The organism is Sphingomonas sp. SUN019 (assembly GCF_024758705.1).
In the GTDB taxonomy this organism is placed as follows: Bacteria; Pseudomonadota; Alphaproteobacteria; order Sphingomonadales; family Sphingomonadaceae; genus Sphingomonas.
The window spans coordinates 1,661,326-1,678,089 of record NZ_CP096971.1 but is presented as its reverse complement, the minus strand read 5'-3'; the positions used below and the strand labels follow the sequence as shown (position 1 = coordinate 1,678,089).

The 16,764-nt window shown below is 68.5% G+C and carries 14 protein-coding genes; 4 read left to right on the top strand and 10 right to left on the bottom strand.

Translation table 11 applies throughout. The features are described 5' to 3' along the window. Positions 1-2 precede the first annotated feature (2 nt). The 3 genes from M0208_RS08160 to M0208_RS08150 are packed head-to-tail and all read left to right on the top strand — an operon-like array spanning position 3 to position 5,427. Complete coding sequence (locus tag M0208_RS08160; RefSeq protein WP_258891214.1) at positions 3-2,066, top strand: hydantoinase/oxoprolinase family protein; 2,064 nt, start codon at positions 3-5, stop codon at positions 2,064-2,066. After that, positions 2,066-3,955: a hydantoinase B/oxoprolinase family protein gene (locus M0208_RS08155; RefSeq protein WP_258891213.1), complete on the top strand. Its 1,890-nt coding sequence runs from the start codon at positions 2,066-2,068 to the stop codon at positions 3,953-3,955. The genes M0208_RS08160 and M0208_RS08155 overlap by 1 nt, the downstream gene beginning before the upstream one ends. Positions 3,956-3,987: 32 nt before the next feature. Continuing rightward, positions 3,988-5,427, top strand: a complete 1,440-nt coding sequence (locus M0208_RS08150) for an NAD-dependent succinate-semialdehyde dehydrogenase (protein WP_258891212.1) — start codon at positions 3,988-3,990, stop codon at positions 5,425-5,427. A 107-nt stretch (positions 5,428-5,534) separates the two neighbouring features. Here the strand turns inward: M0208_RS08150 and M0208_RS08145 are convergent, their stop codons facing one another. From M0208_RS08145 to M0208_RS08115, 7 genes are all read right to left on the bottom strand, one after another. Further along, complete coding sequence (locus tag M0208_RS08145) at positions 5,535-6,341, bottom strand: nucleotidyltransferase family protein (RefSeq protein ID WP_258891211.1); 807 nt, start codon at positions 6,339-6,341, stop codon at positions 5,535-5,537. Beyond that, a complete protein-coding gene (locus M0208_RS08140; protein WP_258891210.1) occupies positions 6,338-7,234 on the bottom strand; it encodes a hypothetical protein in 897 nt (298 codons plus the stop codon). The genes M0208_RS08145 and M0208_RS08140 overlap by 4 nt, the downstream gene beginning before the upstream one ends. Continuing rightward, complete coding sequence (locus M0208_RS08135; RefSeq protein WP_258891209.1) at positions 7,231-8,172, bottom strand: diacylglycerol kinase family protein; 942 nt, start codon at positions 8,170-8,172, stop codon at positions 7,231-7,233. The genes M0208_RS08140 and M0208_RS08135 overlap by 4 nt, the downstream gene beginning before the upstream one ends. 235 nt (positions 8,173-8,407) lie before the next feature. Then, on the bottom strand, positions 8,408-9,757 hold the full coding sequence (locus tag M0208_RS08130; RefSeq protein WP_258891208.1) for a lipopolysaccharide biosynthesis protein: 1,350 nt from the start codon (positions 9,755-9,757) through the stop codon (positions 8,408-8,410). An 8-nt stretch (positions 9,758-9,765) separates the two neighbouring features. Further along, complete coding sequence (locus M0208_RS08125; protein ID WP_258891207.1) at positions 9,766-10,887, bottom strand: CDP-alcohol phosphatidyltransferase family protein; 1,122 nt, start codon at positions 10,885-10,887, stop codon at positions 9,766-9,768. A gap of 22 nt (positions 10,888-10,909) precedes the next feature. Continuing rightward, entirely contained in the window at positions 10,910-12,025 is a 1,116-nt protein-coding gene (locus M0208_RS08120; protein WP_258891206.1) for a CDP-glycerol glycerophosphotransferase family protein, read from the bottom strand. Further along, positions 12,022-12,756, bottom strand: coding sequence for a phosphocholine cytidylyltransferase family protein (locus M0208_RS08115; protein WP_258891205.1), 735 nt, complete (start codon positions 12,754-12,756; stop codon positions 12,022-12,024). The genes M0208_RS08120 and M0208_RS08115 overlap by 4 nt, the downstream gene beginning before the upstream one ends. Positions 12,757-12,886: 130 nt before the next feature. Between M0208_RS08115 and M0208_RS08110 the strand changes: the two genes are divergently transcribed. After that, positions 12,887-13,339: a MaoC family dehydratase gene (locus M0208_RS08110; RefSeq protein ID WP_258891204.1), complete on the top strand. Its 453-nt coding sequence runs from the start codon at positions 12,887-12,889 to the stop codon at positions 13,337-13,339. A gap of 1 nt (position 13,340) precedes the next feature. On the opposite strand, the gene M0208_RS08105 is transcribed toward M0208_RS08110, so the two are convergent. From M0208_RS08105 to M0208_RS18485, 3 genes are read right to left on the bottom strand one after another with little or no spacing between them, the layout of a single operon-like run. Continuing rightward, positions 13,341-14,063 carry a PP2C family serine/threonine-protein phosphatase gene (locus tag M0208_RS08105; RefSeq protein ID WP_258891203.1) on the bottom strand — a complete coding sequence of 241 codons (723 nt, stop codon included), beginning with the start codon at positions 14,061-14,063 and terminating at the stop codon, positions 13,341-13,343. Further along, a complete protein-coding gene (locus M0208_RS08100; protein ID WP_258891202.1) occupies positions 14,060-15,082 on the bottom strand; it encodes a type VI secretion system-associated FHA domain protein in 1,023 nt (340 codons plus the stop codon). Before M0208_RS08100 ends, M0208_RS08105 begins: the two co-directional genes overlap by 4 nt. Positions 15,083-15,099: 17 nt before the next feature. Then, positions 15,100-16,752: a protein kinase domain-containing protein gene (locus M0208_RS18485; RefSeq protein ID WP_309546992.1), complete on the bottom strand. Its 1,653-nt coding sequence runs from the start codon at positions 16,750-16,752 to the stop codon at positions 15,100-15,102. Positions 16,753-16,764: the final 12 nt, after the last annotated feature.

Sequence of the window (16,764 nt, the reverse complement as noted above, 5' to 3'; positions counted from 1 at the left end):
TGATGGGGTATCGCCTGGGTGTCGACGTTGGCGGCACGTTCACCGATCTGTTGCTGTTCGACGATGCGAGCGGTGATTTCTGGCGGCACAAGACGCCGTCGACCCCGCACGACAGTTCCGAAGGGATATTGACCGGGGTCGAGGCGGTATGCGCCTCGGCCGGGGTTTCGCCGTCGGAGATCGCGGTGTTCCTGCACGGCACGACCGTGGCGACCAACGCGATGCTGGAGGGCAAGGGCGCGCGCGTCGGTCTGGTCACGACCGAGGGTTACCGCCAGATCATGCAGATCGCGCGCAGCTTCGTGCCCGGCGGTCTGGCGGGCTGGATCGTCTGGCCAAAGCCCGAGCCGCTGGCGAAGCTGGAGGATACGGTCGAGATCAAGGGGCGGATGGACGCGGAGGGGCGCGAGGTGCGGCCGGTCGACGATGCCGACATCCGCGCCGCGCTGGAGAGATTGAAGCGACAGGGGATCGAGGCGCTGACGATCAGCCTGATCAACGCCTATCTCAACGGCGAGCACGAACGCCGCGTGGCGGCGATCGCCGCGGAGGTGCTGCCCGACGTGCCGCTGTCGATGAGCCACATCGTCCTGCCTGAGATGCAGGAATACGAACGCACGCTGACAACCGTCGCCAACGCCGCGGTGCGGCCGCTCGTCGGGCGCTATGTCCGCAATCTGCGCGAGAAGCTGGAGAAGGTCGAGATGACCGGGCGGCTGTCGCTGCTGCGCTCGGATGGCGGGCTGATGTCGTCGCAGAAGTCGGAGGAGCATCCGGTCTCGTTGCTGATGTCTGGACCTGCGGGCGGCGTCACCGGCGCCTTGTGGGTCGCGAAGAATGCGGGGCTGGACAACATCCTGACGCTGGACGTCGGCGGCACCTCGACCGACGTCGCGCTGATCGAGCACGGCGAGCCGCGCCGCGTGCGCACCACCGAGGTGGGGCATCTGTCGGTGCGCGCCTCGTCGCTCGACGTGAAGACGGTCGGCGCGGGCGGCGGGTCGATCGCCTACGTGCCCGAACTGACCAAAGCCCTTCGAGTGGGCCCGCAGAGCGCGGGCGCGGTGCCGGGGCCTGCCGCTTACGGGAAGGGCGGCACGCTGCCGACGGTGACCGACGCCAATGTCGTGCTCGGCTACCTGCCCGAAAACCTGCTCGGGGGCACGTTCAAGCTCGATCGTCCGGCGGCGACCGCGGCGGTGCAGACGATCGCCGACGCGCTCGGCATCGGGCTGATGGCGGCGGCGCGCGGCATCATCGATATCGTCAACGAGAACATGTTCGGCGCGCTGCGCATGATCTCGGTCCAGCAGGGCTACGACCCGCGCGGGTTCGCGCTGATGGGGTTCGGCGGCGCGGGGCCGCTGCACGTCAATGCGGTCGCGCGGCTGATGGGCAGCTATCCCGCGGTGTCCCCGGTCTCGCCCGGCGTGCTGTGTGCTTTGGGCGACGCGACGACGCGCATGCGCACCGAAACCGCGCGTTCGCTGTCGAAGCGTCTGTCCGAGACGAGCGCCGACGAGGTCATCGCCACGCTGAAGACGATGGAGCGCCAGGTCCGCGACGAACTGATCGCCGACGGCATCGACGAAGCCGAGATCGAGACCGGGTTCGAGATCGACGTGCGCTATTCGGGTCAGGCGTTCGAAGTCCCGATGACGGTGTCGCTCGCCGATCTGGAGGGCGGGCTGGACACGCTCACCACGCGGTTCGACGATGAACACCGCCGCCTGTTCACCTTCAACATGGACAGCGAACACGAGCTGGTGAACCTCCGCGCGGTCGCGACCGGCCGGGCGCTGGAACTGCCCGCGCTGACCCTTCCACAAGGCGACGGCGATCCGGCACAGGCGAGACTTCGCGATCATACGCTGTGGATGGACAATGCCGAACAGGCCGCGGTGATCTACGACCGGTCGAAGCTGGAGGCCGGCGACGTGATCCCCGGCCCCGCGATCGTGATCGAGATGGATTCGACCACGCTGATCGAGACCCGACATATCGGCACCGTGGATGATTTCGGCAATATCCTGATCACACCCGTACTTTCCGGGGGGAACAACTGATGCCCGCCACGATCGTCCAGACCAACGACACGCCCTTCGCCACGGTATCGATCGATCCCGTAACGCTCGACATCATCGAGAACGCGCTGCGCAACGCCCGCATCGAGATGGACGCGACGCTGGTGCGCACCGCGATGTCGCCCGGCATCCGCGAACAGGGCGACGCCTTCCCGCTGATCGCCGATCACAAGGGCCGCATGATCGTCGGGCAGTTCGGATCGTACATCGGCCCGTTCCTCGACGGCTATGACGGCACGGTCGAGGAAGGCGACATGATCTTTCTCAGTGATCCCTATTCGGTGCAGGGCGCGATCAGCCATCTGAACGACTGGCTTGTGCTGCTGCCGGTGTTCAAGGAGGGGCGGATCATCGCCTATACCTCGATGTTCGGGCACCAGAGCGACATCGGCGGCAAGGTCGCGGGGTCGATGCCGATCGACGCGACCAACATCTTCCAGGAAGGCGTGCGCATCCCGCCGGTCAAGATCTGGAAAGCAGGCGTCTATAACGAGGAACTGGTCAAGCTCGTCATGGCGCAGTCGCGCTCGCCCGAATGGTGCAAGGCCGACCTCAATGCGCTGATCGCCAGCTGCCGCGTCGCCGCGCGCCGCGTGATCGAGATGGCGGAGCGCTTCGGCGACGATGTGTTCGTCTCGGCGTGCGAAGACCTGCTCGCGCGCAACCACCGCGCGATGAAGGCGCTGATCGACACTGCGATCGGCGAGGAACCGGTCAGCTTCGAGGATTACATCTGCGACGACGGGCTCGGTTACGGCCCGTACAAGATCAAGTGCACGATGTGGCGCGAGAACGGGCGTGTGGTGCTCGACTTCGAGGGCACCGATCCGCAGAGCCAGGGCAGCATCAATTTCCTGCTCAATGAAAACATGATGCGGATGTTCTTCGGCATTTACATGATCATGGTGTTTGACCCGCAGATCCTGTTCAACGACGGCTATTACGACCTGATCGACGTGCGCATCCCCGAAGGATCGCTGTTGAAGCCGAAGTTTCCCGCCGCGCTCAGCGGCCGGACGCACGCGCTCGGGCGGCTGTTCGACATTCTCGGCGGTCTGCTCGGCCAGAAGACGCCCGAGTTCCTCAACGCCGCCGGGTTCAGCTCAAGCCCACACCTGTTCTATTCGGGGCGCGACGCGAAGGGCGAATGGTTCCAGCTGTTCCAGATCGGCTTCGGCGGCATCCCCGGCCGTCCGCTCGGCGACGGCCCCGACGGCCACAGCCTCTGGCCCAACTTCACCAACGTGCCGAACGAGTTCCTCGAACGCTATTTCCCGCTCAGGATCGAGCGGTACGAAACCGTGCCCGACAGCGGCGGGGCCGGGCTGCACCGTGGTGGCAACGGCATATTGATGACCTACCAGTTCCTCGAGGACGGAGAGATCGCGATCCACGACGATCGCTGGTTCGTCCATCCGTGGGGCGTCAACGGCGGCGCGCCGGGCGCGCGCGCGAAGAAGATCCTGCGCCGCGTCGACGGCACGACCGAGATCGTCGGCAACAAGCGCGAGGATTTGAAGGTCCAGGCCGGCGACGAACTCGACTTCATCACCTGGGGCGGCGGCGGCTGGGGCGACCCGCTCGACCGCGATCCCGCGCTCATCGCGAAGGAGATCGGCCAGGGCCTCGTCACCGCCGAGGGCGCGCGCGCTTACGGCGTGGTGATCGCCGACGGCGCGGTCGATCAGGCGGCGACCGATGCGCTGCGTGCCAAAATGCGCGCCGCCCGCGGCGACGCGATCCCGCTGTTCAACTACGGTCCGTCGATCGACGACCTGCGCACCCGCTCCCAAGCCGACACCGGTCTCGTCGCGCCGATCCAGCCGCGCTGGACACGCACCGAAACCCCGCTATCGATCGCCGCCGAATGAAGCCCCACGCGGCGCTCGGACAGGATCGATACATGACCGGATATGATACGAAGCTCGCGCTGTACGTCGATGGCGAATGGTTGGGCGCGGACGGACGCGATACGCAGGATGTGCTGAACCCGGCGACCGGCGCGGCGCATGGCGCGCTGCCGCTGGCCACCGCCGCCGATCTGGACCGCGCGTTGGACGCGACGCGGCGCGGCTTCATCGCGTGGCGTGCAACCGCGCCAGAGGCGCGCGCCGCGATCCTGACGCGCACCGCCGCGCTGATCCGCGAACGCGCCGATCACCTCGCGCGCATCGCTACGCTCGAACAGGGCAAGATCCAGGTCGAGGCCAAGGGTGAGGCGCTGTTCGCCGCCGCGTTGCTCGATTTCCACGCCGGCGAAGCAGTGCGCATCTACGGCCGCGTCCTGCCGCGTGCGCCGGGCGGCCGTTCGCTGGTGCTGCAACAGCCGGTTGGGCCGGTCGCGGCGTTCTGCGCTTGGAATTTCCCGATAATGAACGTGGTCCGGAAGATCGCGCCAGCGCTCGCCGCCGGGTGTTCGATCATCATCAAGCCGAGCGAGGAGACGGCGGGCTCGGCGATCGAGGTCATGCGCTGCTTCCAGGATGCGGGCCTGCCCGGCAACGTCGCGCAATGCGTGTTCGGCGTGCCCGACATGGTGTCGCGCCAGTTGCTCGCGTCGCCGATCACGCGCAAACTAAGCTTCACCGGGTCGGTCCCGGTCGGCAAGCATCTGATGAAGTTGGCCGCCGACACGATGATGAAGACGACGATGGAGCTGGGCGGGCACGGCCCGGTGCTGGTGTTCGACGATTGCGATCTCGACAAGACGATCGACCTGCTCGTCGCGCACAAGTTCCGCAATGCGGGCCAAGTGTGCATCGCGCCGACGCGCTTCCATGTTCAGGAGGGCATTTACGACCGTTTCGCCGCGGGCTTTGCCGAGCGGACGAAGGCGCTGAAGGTCGGCGACGGAATGCAGCCCGACACGCAGATGGGGCCGATGGCCAACCCGCGCCGCCCCGAAGCGATCGGCGCGCTCGTCGCGGATGCGCAGGCCACCGGCGCGAAGCTGCTGGCGGGCGGCGACACGCGAGACGATTCGAACGGCGGGTTCTTCTTCACCCCCACCGTCCTGTCCGACGTGTCGCTGGAGGCGCGCGCGATGAACGAGGAGCCGTTCGGCCCGATCGCTTTGCTGCGCCCCTTCGCCACCGTCGACGACGCGATCGAACAGGCCAATCGCCTGCCGTTCGGCTTGGCGGCTTATTGCTTCACCGAAAACGGCCGCCGCCAGAATCTGCTGGGCGACGCGATCGAGGCGGGAATGGTCGGCATCAACTCGGTCCGCCTGAGCGCGCCCGATGCGCCGTTCGGAGGGGTGAAGGACAGCGGGCATGGCTCGGAGGACGGGCCGGAAGGCGTCGCCGCGCATCTGGTGACGAAGACCGTGCACATGGTTTGAGTTAATCCTCGGGACGTTTGTTTTCCCAGATCAATCCTCCCCTGTAAGGGGAGGTGGCGCGTAGCGCCGGAGGGGTGCCGCGCTCTCGATAGGGTGCCACCCCTCCGTCATCGCTTCGCGCTGCCACCTCCCCTTGCAGGGGAGGATATTTTGGCGGCACCCAGCCCCCTGACCAAATCCAGGTCGTTCGGCGTATCAACGTCGACCGCGGCCAAGCCGAACGGGCTCTCGACCGCCGTCGCGCGCACGTCGGCCAACCGGCCCAGACGCGCGACCGCCTCTGCCAGCGTCAGGCGGCGCGTCAGATAGCGCGCCATGGTCGCCAGACCCAGGCGACGGACGATCCGCCACGGTCGCTTGCGATCTACCTCCACCTGTCGCCACAGATCGATCGCGCCCGCAGCACGCGGCGTCGCCAGATAGAACAGATTGCACCCCGACCAGTCGCCGTCGGCAAAGCGCAGATAGGTCCGGCGCGTCCCCGGCGCCGCCGCCTCGATCGATTCGCGCCGGGCGAGCAGCGCCACCACGTCCATTGCGGGCGGCAGGTCAGATCGGAACCGCCGTATCCATTCTGGTTGTAGCAGCGCGTGATCCGCTGTCGTGACCAGCAACGGCGTCCCCAACGCTTCGATGGCGTTACGCACGCTCAGGCTCGGCCCCTCGGCGGAGGCGATCGCCTCCGCACCCAGCGCGACGGCATGGTCGCGCACGGCCGTGTCATTGGTCGACACGACGATTCGCGTCGCCCCCGCCAGCGTCAGCGTATGCGCCACCCGCGTCAGCAGCGTTTCGCCCTCCAGCACGACCAACGCCTTGTGCGAAACGCCGGCATAAGCCGCGACCGGATCGACGCCGCCACGCGAGCCAGCCAGGATCAGCGCGGTGAAGGGCGTATCGGCTAAATCCGTCACGCGGTGCGGGAACGCGCGCGCCATACGCGCCAGAACACGCCGGGCGCGGCCAATATCGGGTGCCGCTCCCGCCACGGCGTCAGGCGGACGGGAACACCGGTGTGCCGCTCGATCTTCCACGCGCCGTAGCGCGCCGCGCCGTCGAAGGTGAAGGCGGCGCGCACCAGCCGGACGAGGTTGAGCGGCTTGCCCGCCAGCCGCCGCGCGCGCCACCCGCGCAACACACTCGCGCGCTGCGCACTGCCGATCCGCGGCCGGAGCTCTCCTGCATCGACATCGAATGCAATACCCGCCGCGGTCCAGGCGAGCGGCAGCAACGCATCGTACCGCTGCGGATCATGCGCCACGATCGTCGCCGATCGCCCGGCCGATTCGACGCGAAATTCCGCGGCGTAGGTCTCCGCAAACAGCGCCGCCCAATAATCCCGCGGCGCGCCCGTCTCCGGCCCCAGCGCCGCCGCGAACCGCGCCGCGCTCACCGCCGCCGCGGCGACCGCCGCGATGACGCGTTCGCCCGCCGCCGCGTCGCGCGCCCAGACGAGCGCGCAAGGCTGAACGAATCGCGTCCAGATCGTCGTGTCCAGCGTCTGCGCCGCCGCCGCCTTCGCAAAGGTCGCCAGCCGCATCGTCGCGATCTTCGCGCGCACCGTTTGTCCCGCGATCGACACCTCGCGATACCCGGCCCTGGGCCACAATCCGCGCTCTGGTGGCCCATCCTGCAGGACATAGAAATCCAGCACGCCCTCGGCCGAACCGGTGCGCAAATTCGATCCGTAGAACAAGATCGCGATCGTGCCGGGAGCCTCTGCCAGCAGGCGCGCGATGTCGTGCGCCTGCCGCGGGACGGCGCGCATCATCTCGTCCCGCAGGAACGCGGTCAGCAGATCGGTCACGGGACGACGAAGCGGATCGGCGTCGCCGGGCGTATCCTCAAATCGCCGCCGGGATAGATTTCGCCGTCGAGGATGAAATCGCCATCGATCGTCAGATCGATCGCGTCGGCATCGAACCGGCGATAGCCGGACGCGTCGAGCCACGGCGATTCCGATCCCGACAGGAGCAAGGGCACCGCCCGGATCATCCGGCGCGGTGGCGCGTCGACGACGAGCAGCTTCATTCCCGCGCGCGGCGTCCCGAACGGCTTCAATCCGACCGGCAGGCGATTGAGCGTGGAGGCGAGCAGGAGATAACGCCGGTCGTCGACCGCCACCTCGCCACGACCATCGGCGAGCGCGGCGCGCAGCTTGATATGTTCGCCCGCCCGCCACTGACTGGACGCCCGCCCGAAGATGGTCTGCGCGACCGCCCAGCCGAGCGCCAGCGACACCGCGACGCCGTGGAACGCGCCGACGCGGTGCGTGCGCTGCGCCAGCGCGGTGGCGCTCACGAACGCGCCGGTCCCGAACAGGAAACCGCGCAGCACCGCCGCATCGTCGCGCCGCTCGATCTCTACCGGTCGCCGTTCGACGCTGTGGTTCGCCGCCGCCGCCGCCAGCGCCTGTTCGATCGTCCAGTCCGCCGGAACGCCGAGGTCGAGCGCCAGTGCATTGGTCTTGCCCGACGGCACGATCGCGATCCGTGGCCAATCGTCGCCCCAGATCGTGCCCGCGCGGGTCAGCACGTCGCGGACCGTTCCATCGCCGCCGTCGATGACCAGCAGATCGATCCCGTCGCGTGCGAAGCCCAGCAATACGCCGGTCAATTCATCCCGCGTGCGCGGTGTCGCGACCACCACGCCGGGCGATGCGAACGACCGGAACGGCGTCCCGAAAGCAATATGGCCAGTGCGGTTCTGGTGGCTCTTGGGATTGCAGATCACCCCCGCCTTCACGCCAGCCTGCGCCGCCGCCCTCGAAAGGGTCCGGCCGACCGGTGCGGACGAGCGGTCTCTCGCGGCTACCCGTTGAGACGCCGCCGTCGTTCTGATCGCCTGCTCGAACACTGCCCCGTCCTACCGTGTGCGCGACAGATATGCTACAAATTAGTGACCCGGGAGTGACTCGCCGATGCGGCAATTCGGGGTGAGGCGCACGGTCGGAGGGTGTGATGAAACGCGATCCGGCGTGTCAGCCGTCGATGATCTCGTCATCTGCCGAGACGCGCGTAATCCTGCGCGCCGCGATCCCCAGCAGCAGCGCGACGACCGCCGATCCCGCGAACACCGCCATCGCCGCGCCGCTGGCGGCATAAAGGGGCATCAGGATCAACGCGCCCGCTAGCATCAGCGCGGCGGCGACGGCGCGAATGGCGAAGACGACGCCTGCGCGGTGCAACGCGGTCAGCACGGTTTCGGCGCTGATCACGATCATCTCCATGCACCCCGCAGCGGTCAGCCACAGCAGCATCGGATAAGCGTCGCCAAAGGTCTTGCCGCCGATCAGCGACAGCACCTGCCGCCCGGCCAGGACGACGACGGCCATGATCGCCAGCGCCGCCAGCCCGCTGACCAGATACGTCCGGGGCAGGATGCGGCCCAAGCGCCGCGGCGACGCCGTACGCGCCAATCGGACGACCTCGGGGAAAGCGGCGCGCGCAATCAGCTGGGAAACCTTGGCGAGCGCCTGCGCCAGCTGCGCGGCGAGCCGGAAGATGCCCGCCGCCGACGGACCGGCCGCCGCGCCGACCAGCAGCAGGGGGAACTGTTTGCTCGACAGGCCCAGCGTCGCGCTGGCGTTGGTGCTGACCGCAAAGCCCACGATGCCGGGATTTTCGTCCACCAGTTGCCCAAAACCGGTCCGTGCGCGACCGATCAGGCCCAGGTCGCCGCTGCGCGCGACCAGCACCCAATAGGTTGCGGCGGTCAGCAGTTCGGCCGCCGCCCAGGCGATCATGAAGCCGCGCACGCTCGGGTCGAACAGCATCGCAGCGCCGGCACCGACAAAGCGCACGATCGGGGTGATGCTGTCAGCGAGCGCCGACAGCGAGAATTTGTCGCGCAGGCGCAGGATGCCGAGCGGGGTCGAGCGCACCGACACCAGCTGGATGACCGCGAAGATCAGCGTGTCGCGCGTCAGATCGGGCGGGATGCCGAGCGGCCCGGCCCCGACGCGCAGGATCGCGACGGTCAGCGCCACGCCGATCAGCGCGCCGGTCAGGTCGAGCAACGCACAACCGCGCAACAGCCGCGCGAGCCGGGGCGTATCGCCGCGCTGCAACGGGTCGACGCCATATTGGACGATGATCTGCCATGTCTGGAAGCCGACGAAGATCGCCAGCGCCTGCGACGCGCCGGTGATCAGCGCGAAGCGGCCGAAATCCACCACGCCCAGCGTGCGCGCGGCGAACCCGAGATAGAACAAGGACAGGATCGCCAGCACGCTGCGGCTGGCCAGCAGCCAGCCGAGATTGCGCAGCACCGCCTGCACGCCGGGACGCGACCGGATCGAGGCCGCCAGGGATCGGATGCCGCCGGCCACGCGCGGTGTCAGGCCAGCCAGCTCGCGATCGGCGCGCGTCGCTGCTCGACCATCGCCTGCGCCAGCCGGACGAGATGGACGGCCAGCGACACGATCGTCCAGACCGCCACCGCGACGATGCCCCAGTCGGGCCGTCCGATCAGCAGCCCCGCAAACAGGATGACCATGTTCGGGTTGCGCCGCGCGGTGATCAGCCGGAACCGGCTGTCGAAGCGCCGCCAGACGTGGATGTGCATCCCGAACCGCACGATGAACGCGCCTTCGATTAGCCGCTGCGCGACGTAACCGGTCAGCATCGCCGCCATCACCGCCCAGAATGTGTCGTCGGTCAGCGCGCGGCCATATGGCGCGCATCCCGCCGCCCACGCCCACCACCAGAACGGCGGATGAACCAGGTCGATGCCGTGATCCCACGCATTGCCCAGCGCCGACGAGGTGATCGTGCAGCGCGCCAGCTTTCCGTCGACGGTATCGAGCACCATGAACGTCAGACCGGTCGCGAGTCCGGTCCAGAACCAGCCGTACCAAAAGGCGATCGTCGCGACGATGCACAGCACCGTTCCCGTCGCGGTGACCTGATTCGGCGTGATCCCGGCGCGCGCGGCGAGGCGGGTCAGCACGAGCGCCCATTCGGGCCAGAGGTATTTGGTCAGCAGGTCGGTCACGCCCTTGTACGCGCCGACATAGCTGGCGCGTTCGATCGCCGTGACCGACGCAGGCGTCAGCTCGGCGGCGAAGGGACGTTCGCGCTTGCGCAACGCCTCGTTGAAGATGCCGCCTTCGGCTTCCTCGGCGAAAACGGTGAGGTCGTTCGCGGGCAACGGCGTGTTCGCGCGCATCGCGGCCTCCACCAGCCCGCGTTGTTCGGCGGTGACGACGTGCGCCAGTACTGGCACGCCGCGGCTGGTGAGCACGCTCGCCGGGCGCGCGCCGAGATGCGCCGTCCATGCGGGATCGAACGCGAACGCCGCATTCGCCAGCATCGCCGCGCCGCTGGCATCGCTCCCGCCGGCCGGCAGCCCCTGCGCGACCGCGATCCGCCGCGCGCGCTCGGCCGTCGTCATGCCCCAGATGAGCGTCGGGTTCGCGCCGATCGACAGCATCGCCGGTTTGATCGCACTTGCGTCCATTGCCGCCCGATAGCCGATTGCGTCAGCCGCGCAACGCCGCAACGATCTCCGCCGCGGCGCGCCCCGCGGCCGCGCCGCTGGTGTCGCCGAGCGAAGACGTTGCGAAAGCGGTCTGCGCCGCTCGAAACGTCGCATGGCGAACGGGCGCCTCGATCAACGCGGGGATGATGCGATCGGGCGTCGTCACCACTTCTCCGCACGCCCACATCGCGTAGGACGGATCGCTCTGCCATGTGGTGCCGCGCGGGTCGAGGAACATGCACGGGCGCGGCTGCATCAGGAATTCGATCACCTGGCTCGACGTGTCGCCCAGATAGATGTCGGCCGCGGCGGTATAGCTGCCGTCGACCATCGCAAAGCCGTCCAGGTCGGTGTGGACATGCGGCAGCGCTCCGGCCGTCTTGAGCAGGTCGCGCAGTTCGGGCGCCTTTTCCGCCAGCCGTTGGTGCGGGGCGATGATGACATTGTAGCGATCCTGCGCGGCCAGTTGCTCCACCGCCTGCCGCCCCCACGCCCACCACGACGAACGATGCCGCTGCCAATGCGGCGCATACAGCACCACGGGGCGGCGATCGGCGAACGGCAGTTGCGTGTGTGTGCGCTGGCGGAAAGCGGCCTTCACATAGCCGGTCACTGCGATCCGCTCCGCCGCCACGCCGTTCTCGGCCAGCGCATCGCGCTCCCGCTTCGAGGCGACCAAGGTGCGCCATGCCGCGCGCCGCCGCGGATCGTCGCGGTTGGTCATCGATCCCGCGCCGTGAAAGGTGTTGACGAACCGCGCCCGTATCGGAAGCACCCGCGGCAGCCACAGGCTGGTCTGCTCGGCCGATACGACCACGGGCACGCGCCACAGATAAGGGGCGAGCCGCGCCAGCATCGGCAGCTTCGCGGGCAGCGGCGGGTTGCGGCCCGCGCCGTCGTCCGCGACGGTCCGAAATCCCGGCGCGCGGCGGATGCGCAGGCGCGGATTGTTCAGGTCGGCGGTCCAGCGCGTCAGCAGATTTTCATGGACCGAGGTGCCCACCCACAGATCGATCGCCACGTCGGGCGCGATTTCGCTCAGCGCCTCGACGATCGGATAAAGGTGCGGGATCAGAAGCGTTTCGCCGAGGAACAGGAACGCGACCGGTCCCTTCACGCGGCCACCGGGTCGCTCTGCCGGTGATCGCGTTCCCACCGCGCGATGTCGTCGGCGGTATCGATCTCCTGCCAATGCGCGCGCGGATCGATCACGACCGCGCCGACATGGCCGTCGGGCGCAAGGCGCGCGATGATCGCGTGATGATAAGCGTGAATGCCCTCGTCGCCCGCAATCACCTCACGCAGCGCCGATCGATACGCGTCGCCGCCGCTTGACAGGACCAGCCCCAGCGAACGGTGCGTCGCACGTCCGGCGGGCAGATGCTTGTCGACGTCGCAGACCCGGCCGCCTGCGACCTCCACCAGCATGTCGTCATGTTCCGGCTCGACGATGGCGTCGACCACCAGCCTGATTCCGGGCGTCGTATCGGCGGCCGCCGCCGCGACGATCGACGGATCGAAGATCGTGTCGCCGTTCATCAGCGCGAACGGATCGCTCAGATGGTCGCGCGCCGCCCACACGCTGCCGATGCTGCTCGCCACCGCCCAGAACGGATTGAAGATCAGCGTGACCGCGACATCGTGCTTCCGCTGCGACAGATATTCCGCGATCTGATCGATGCGGTAGCCGCCGATGACGACCGCGCGGTCGATCCCCGCCGCCCGCGCGGCATCCAACTGATGGTCCAGGATCGCGCGCCCGCCCACCGGCACCAGGCATTTGGGAACGCCCAGCGTCAGCGGCAACAGCCGCGAACCCTGACCGGCGACGATGATGATGGCCTTCATTGATACCGTGTCCGTTGCTCGCACGCGCTGTAGGCAAGATGACGCGGCGAAACTATGGCGGCGCGATGTTCCTTCTCGACAAGCCGGCGGGATCGTTCGCCCTTGTGACGGGATAAGGGAGGACGATGACGTGGCGGGATTGTTTTTCGAAGAGTTCGAGATCGGGCGGCGGTTCACGCACGAGATCCGGCGCACGGTGACCGACATGGACAATATGCTGTTCTCGTCGCTGACCTTCAATCCGGCCGCGCTGCACATCGACCATGCCTATGCCGCGACCACCGAATTCGGCCGCCCGCTGATGAATTCGCTCTTCACGTTAGGTCTGGTGATCGGTCTCAGCGTGCAGGATACGACGTTCGGGACGACGGTCGCGAACCTCGGCATGACCGAAACGAATTTTCCCAAGCCGGTATTCGCGGGCGACACGATCCGCGCCGAGACGACCGTCGTGGCGCTCCGCCCGTCGACCTCGCGCCCGGGGCAGGGCATCGTGACGTTCGAACATATCGGCCTGAACCAGCGCGACGAGATCGTATGCAAGACGACGCGCGCAGCGCTGATGCTAGCGCGGCCGGCGTAGTTCAGCCAACCGCGACCAGAATCAGTGACGCATTGTCGCTGCCGTCGCGTTGCAGCGCGTTGGTCAGCAGCCGGTCGGCCTGCGCCTCCAGCGGACGGCCGGGGATGAAATCCCGCGGGTCGAGCGAACGCGACAGCCCGTCCGAACACAGCAGCAGCAGATCACCCGCCAGCAGTTCGATCCGCGCGCGCTCGATCTCCACGGCCGCGCCGATCCCCAGCGCGCGCGTGATGACGTTGGCGCGGGGATGGCGGGGCGCATCGGCGGGCGACAGCAGCCCGGCGTCGATCAGTTCCTGCACCACGCTGTGATCGCGCGTCAGCGGCGTCAGCCGTTCGTCGCGGATGCGATAGGCGCGGCTGTCGCCCACCCATAGGACATGGGTCGGGGTGGCCGCGACGATCGTCGTGCCGCTGGTGTCGGTATCTCCCGTCGCGGCGATGATCGCGGCGTTGGCGGCGCTCAGCGCGGTGGTGACGGCGCTTTCGTCGATCAGCGCGCCCGTGTCCGCCAGCGCGGCGAGCGTATCGATCGCGATCCCCGCGGCGACATCGCCCGCCCGATGCCCGCCCATGCCGTCGGCGATCGCCCACAGCCCGCGGGCCGTGCGGTCGAGCAGACGGTCCTCGTTCACTTGGCGCACACGGCCGACATGGGTGCGGCTGACCGCGGTGAAGGTCGGCGCGGCGCGCGTGCGCGACCAGCGCCTGAGCAGCGCGCTCACGCCGCGTCGCCGGTGCGGTTCCCCGCGCGATTGAGCGTCGCCTCTGCCGCATCATAGGCGGCGACAAAGGCGCGATCGAGCGATCCGGCGTCGCCCTGTTCGACCTGTCGTGACAGATCGGCGTGCCGCGTCGCCACCTCCGCCATCTGCAGGCTGGCGCGGCTTTTCAACAGCGATCCCTTGTCGCCGACCGCTTTGTCGACCGCGGCCGGATCGAACGTGCCGATCGCGGCGCGCAGACTGCCCTGCAGCCCTTCGAAGGTCGCGACCAGATGGCGCTTCACGTCACGGAACGACGCCTTCAGCGCCGCCGGACCGGACAGGAATCCCGACGATCCCGCCAGCAGCAGGTCGATCGCCAGCCGCTGCGACGGCGCCCACTTGAACGGATTGTTGTCTGCCCCGCCGATCGTGGTGCGGGTCAGTTGGTACCGCCCGCGCGCGCGGTCGCGCTCGGCCATCAGGTCGCCGATGCCCAGCACCATCTGGCGATAGACCGCGCCCGCGCGGCGCATGACCTCTGTCGGCTCCTCGCTCGACAACAGCGACGCGTCGAGTCCCGCGCCCTCGCAGAACGCCTCCAACAGCGATCCTTCGGTATAAGCGGGCAGCGGAGCGGCGTCGTTCCAGTCGCCCGGCACCTCGATCGACGTGCCGAGCGGCGGGCTCAGCACCATCGTGCGATTCTCGTCGACCGCCATGGCGGCGTGCGGCGCGTGCGTTGCGACGATGCGGAAGCGCCCCAGCCGCAACGCGCCGGGCAGCGGCAGCGCGACATCGGTCTGATCGGGGAAACGCACGCCCGACAGATCGTCGAACACGCCATTCGCGCCGAACACGCGCAGGATCAGGCCGTCGGCGTCGGCGCGCAGGTCGAGGTGCGATCGCGACAGGGCGCAATCGGGATCGGCGATCGGCCAGTCGGCCGCCGCGTCGCGCCCGATCCGGATCGTCCCGTCGCGCAGCAACCGTGCATCGATCGGCTGGATCGCATCGTCGGCGTCGAACAATTGCAGCATGTACATCTGGTTCGTCCTCAGGCCGCGCGGCGAGCGGGGGCGACGCGGGTCGCCAGCACCGCGGCCTTCGCCTCGGCGGCATGGCCGCGCAGGTTCGGCTCGACCGCGGCGGCGGCGCGGTTGAAGGCGTCGAACGCCGCGCCGAATTCATCGCGCCGCCGGTGCGAGATGCGCAGTGCGAAATCGGCGTCGGCCGCTTCGTCCAGCGCCCGGCGCAGTCGCGCGAGCGGCCGTGCGACCAAAGCGCCGCTGAGATACCCGACCACCAGCACCGCCAGCATCACGATCAGCGACAGCGCGATCAGCAACGATCGCGAATTGGCGACCGCGCCGTCCAGCGCGTCGCGCCTCAGCACCAGATCGACCGTGCCGAAGCGTGCGCCCGCATAGCGGATCGGCCGCGCGAAGCGCAGCCCGGTGCCGTTCGCGGCGGTCACGGCGGTGTCGCCGCTCCCGGCCATCACCACCTCCCCGCGCGCCGCGCCATAGCGCCGCCCGACGCGCGCCGCGTCGCTCGCCGCGCGGATCGTGCCGCCGCCGTCGATCACCGTGATGTCGCGTACCCCGCGGTCGCGCGCGGCGGTGACGACGAACGCCTGCAACGCCGACCAGTCCTGTTGATCGGGCGAAAGTCCCGCATTGTCCGCCGCCAGTACCGCGGCGTTGTTCGTCACGAACGCCGCGATGGTGTCGCCCGAAACCACCGCCATATGCTCCAGCGCCTGCTGTTCGCGGCTCAGCACCGATGACACGCTGGCGATCAGCGCCGCCGCCGTCACCGCGACCAGCGCCAGCGGAAGCTTCAACCGCAGCGGCAGGCCGCGCCGTCCGGGCGCTGCTTCCTTGCCCGCACCGATCTCGCGGTCGATCGCCGCGGCCAGCGCGTCGCCATCGGGGAAGCGCGCCTCGGGCTTCTTCGCCAGCAATTTGTCGATGATGAAGGTCAGGCCCGGCGGACAATCGGCGGCGGTGCGGCCGATCGGCTCTACCCGGTCCTGCGCGATCTGGATCGCCAGCGTGGCCAAGCCCATGCCCGGAAACGCGACCTTGCCCGTCACCATCTCGTACAGCACGACGCCCAGCGAAAACAGATCGCTGCGCTGGTCGACCGGCAGGCCCAGCGCCTGTTCGGGACTCATATATCGCGGCGTGCCGATCATCTGCCCGACCTGCGTCTTCGCGAGCGAGGCGACGTCGCATTCGCCGACCCGCGCGACCCCGAAATCGAGCAATTTGGCGGTGCGTCCATCCGCCGACAGCAGGATGTTCGACGGTTTCACGTCGCGGTGGACCACGCCCGCGCGGTGCGCATAGGCGAGCGCATCGGCCAATTGCCGCGCCAGCCCCAGCACGCGCTCGTACGGCATCCGCCCGTGCGCGTGGAGCAGCGCATCGAGCGGCTGCCCGTCGACCAGCTCCATCGCGAGATAAGCGACGCCGTCCGCCTCGCCCACGTCATAGATCGTCGCGATATTGGCGTGGTTCAGGGCCCCCGCCGCGCGCGCTTCGCGCAGGAAGCGCCGCCCGATCTCCGGATCGCGCGCATATTCGGGCTTCAGCACCTTTATCGCGACAGTGCGCCCGATGTCGGGATCGTGCGCGCGAAACACGTCGGCCATCGCGCCTTCGCCCAGACGCCCCAAGATCTCGTAACGGCCCAGCATCGTCATTCGGCGGTCCTT